Origin of the sequence: Candidatus Megaera venefica, assembly GCF_034554655.1 — a bacterium.
In the GTDB taxonomy this organism is placed as follows: domain Bacteria; phylum Pseudomonadota; class Alphaproteobacteria; order Rickettsiales; family Rickettsiaceae; genus Megaera_A; species Megaera_A venefica.
The window spans coordinates 1-2,823 of sequence record NZ_JARJFB010000188.1; the positions used below are offsets into that span (position 1 = coordinate 1).

Below are 2,823 nucleotides of genomic sequence, written 5' to 3' on the forward strand. Positions count from 1 at the left end.
TATATAAAGCCCTCAGTGACACCTAAAATATAATTTTGTAGTCTAATTTGGGCTAAAAATTCAGAAATAGATTGAAATTCTAAACTTTTATTACTATCGCTTAGTGTAAATAAAGAATTTTCTTCAAACCTATATGGAACCGAAAAATAAACATATTCAGCCCTATTGGCTGTATAGGTAGCACCAGCAGCTATATCTCTTTCTCCAGACCTTAAATCTTCCTGATGCTCCTTCCAATCAACTTGTTCATATGTTATTTCAACACCAACTCTTTTTGCTATACTTTTGACTAAATCAATATCCATACCTGTCAAATTATACCCACTAGAAGTAACTTTATTAAACTGGTAAGGTTCCCACAAGTACCAACCACCAAGCATCTTATTCTTGCTAAAACTTTCAGCGCATTGAGATGAAGCTATCGGTTTATCAGAAGCATGAGCTTGGATAGATTGGATGAGTACAAAAATAAGTGTTATTATATATTTCATGTAGATACTTATAGTCGTTTAAGATGCCCATAATAACCAAGTTCCTTAAGTCACTTACCATTATATATGGTAAATCACCTAACAGTAGGTGCAAAATTTGTCATAACGAGCCGATTCTCAGAGTATACTAGGCAAAAGTTATCCCTGGCATGATCTTAGGACTTTTTTATTGCTTTATTCTAGATTCCTGATCAAGTTCAGGATAATCAGCCTATATCTTACGCTTCCTAAAATCACGACCTATCTTGCACTTAATTCAAGTGGTTTACTTATATTACTATAATATTAGTTTTCTCTTAAAGATACAAAACTACTTTTTTCTTAGTATTTTGAACTTGATTATTCCATAAGTAGTGATAGAAAGCCATAAACATTCAATAATTACTGAAGCTAGATTCCAAGTGTGGCATAGAGAAAAAAGCAACATCAGTGCTCCAAACAAATTGAACAATAAATAGCCCCAGGATGACGGGGTAAATTTCTCTGCTTGAAGCAAGAAAAATGATGAAACAACTAAAAAAACACCGATTAAGCCCACGAAGTCAGAAACAAAATATATATCCATATTTTATTACTTCTCTATCCTCTGAATTGTTGATTCACCCCCCATATAAGGCCTTAATACCTCTGGAATTGTTATTGAACCATCTGCATTTTGGTAATTCTCTAAAATAGCAACAATAGTTCTACCAACAGCTAGTCCAGATCCATTTAAAGTATGAACAAATGTTGTATTAGTAGCACCAAATTCTCTATATCTAGCTTTCATTCTTCTCGCCTGAAAATCACCACAATTTGATATGCTAGAAATTTCTCTATACTTCTTTTGACCTGGAAGCCACACCTCTAGATCAAAAGTTTTTTGCGCCTGAAATCCCATATCTCCTGTGCAGAGAAGCATTACACGATATGGTAGCTCCAGCCTTTTAAGAATTTCTTCAGCTGCATTCAGCATTCTCTCATGTTCTAGATTTGATTCTTCTGGAGCGGTAATAGTAACTAGTTCAACTTTACCAAATTGATGATTTCTTATCATCCCTCTGGTATCCCTGCCGGCGCTGCCAGCTTCTGATCTAAAACACTCTGTATAAGCAACATACCGAATTGGCAAATCTTCTCTTTTTAGAATAGAATCTGCTACCATGTTTGTGAGTGGTACCTCGCCAGTGGGGATTAATCTGAATTTACCATCTTCTGTGACATAAGAATCTTCAGCTAGTTTGGGTAATTGACCAGTATTATACATAGCTTCTGGTCTCACCAAAACTGGAGGAGACATTTCCTCAAATTCAAATTCTTCTGTGTGCGTATCTAGCATAAAGCTAATTATAGCTCTCTGGAGCCTTGCTAGCCCTCCCTTCAAAGTAACAAATCTGCTACCTGAAATTTTTGCAGTTTGCTCAAAATCCATCATACCAAGTTCATTACCAAGTTCAAAATGTTCCTTAGCATTTTCTATAATATTTGGCTCTTTGAAAGTTCTTATAATTTTGTTCATGGACTCATCAGTACCATATGGGACATCCTTGGCAGGAAGATTAGGAAGATTATCCATTATATTCTGTAATTTATCACTTTGACTTATTCTAGTTGACAATTCAGCGAGTTTTTCATTAATATGCTCTACGTCTCTTTTGACTTCTTCAAACTCTTTATTTGATTTTCCCTTTAAACCAGCCAGCCTTTTTGACTTAGTATTTTTTGCCTGTTGAAACTGCTGAACTAAGGTAGTAAGTTGCCTTTTTTCTTCATCAAGCTCAAGTATAACATTAGAATCAAGTTTTATACCCCTTTTATGTAGCAGACTATTAAACTCTTCTTCATTATCCCTAATCCACTTAATATCTAACATTTTTTAAACTCTCTTTTTTTCTAGTAACTTACATAATAATATCGAAACTTCATATAATAAAAGCAAAGGTATTGCAAGGGCTATCTGGCTAAACACATCTGGCGGAGTTAAGATTGCCGCCACTATGAAAATTATAACAATCGCCACTCTTCTCTTTCGTTTTAATGATTCTGTATTAATCAAACCAATAACTGACAACAATATCATGACAATTGGTAATTGAAAAGATATGCCAAAAGCCAAAGTCAGTTGTATAACTAAACTTAAATATTCACTGATCCTTGCTTCAAGAACAAGGGGCAATCCAACATCAACATTTTCATAACTTATGAAAAATAACCAAGCATTTGGCATTACTAAATAAAACATAAAGAGAAGAGTGGCGATTGTTATAATTTTCATAGTGGCGGCAATCTTAACTCCGCCAGATGTGTTTAGCCAGATAGCCCTTGCAATACCTTTGCTTTTATTATATGAAGT

The 2,823-nt window shown here is 34.4% G+C and carries 4 protein-coding genes and 1 pseudogene; 1 reads left to right on the top strand and 4 read right to left on the bottom strand.

Annotated features, from left to right (window positions below; genetic code table 11):
* The 4 genes from Megvenef_RS08520 to Megvenef_RS08535 form a co-directional block, all read right to left on the bottom strand.
* Positions 1 to 491 (bottom strand): substrate-binding periplasmic protein (locus tag Megvenef_RS08520; protein WP_322777509.1); only part of this gene is annotated, 491 nt, incomplete at its 3' end.
* Between the two features lie 310 nt (positions 492 to 801).
* Positions 802 to 1,056, bottom strand: a complete 255-nt coding sequence (locus Megvenef_RS08525; protein WP_322777510.1) for a CBU_0592 family membrane protein — start codon at positions 1,054 to 1,056, stop codon at positions 802 to 804.
* 6 nt (positions 1,057 to 1,062) lie between these two features.
* Positions 1,063 to 2,343 (bottom strand): serine--tRNA ligase, encoded by a 1,281-nt coding sequence (gene serS, locus Megvenef_RS08530; RefSeq protein ID WP_322777511.1) that lies wholly within the window; start codon positions 2,341 to 2,343, stop codon positions 1,063 to 1,065.
* Between the two features lie 3 nt (positions 2,344 to 2,346).
* The gene (locus tag Megvenef_RS08535; protein ID WP_322777512.1) at positions 2,347 to 2,745 is read right to left on the bottom strand and encodes a twin-arginine translocase subunit TatC; all 399 of its coding nucleotides are present in this window, start codon (positions 2,743 to 2,745) and stop codon (positions 2,347 to 2,349) included.
* Here Megvenef_RS08535 and Megvenef_RS08540 point away from each other — a divergent pair.
* Positions 2,714 to 2,823 (top strand): annotated as a pseudogene (locus tag Megvenef_RS08540) (twin-arginine translocase subunit TatC); the annotation flags it as partial. The gene Megvenef_RS08535 and the pseudogene Megvenef_RS08540 overlap by 32 nt on opposite strands.

Bases quoted from the DNA above. Each gene is read 5' to 3' on its own strand.
- Megvenef_RS08525 (WP_322777510.1), bottom strand. From the start codon at position 1,056: ATGGATATATATTTTGTTTCTGACTTCGTGGGCTTAATCGGTGTTTTT.
- serS (WP_322777511.1), bottom strand. From the start codon at position 2,343: ATGTTAGATATTAAGTGGATTAGGGATAATGAAGAAGAGTTTAATAGT.
- Megvenef_RS08535 (WP_322777512.1), bottom strand. From the start codon at position 2,745: ATGAAAATTATAACAATCGCCACTCTTCTCTTTATGTTTTATTTAGTA.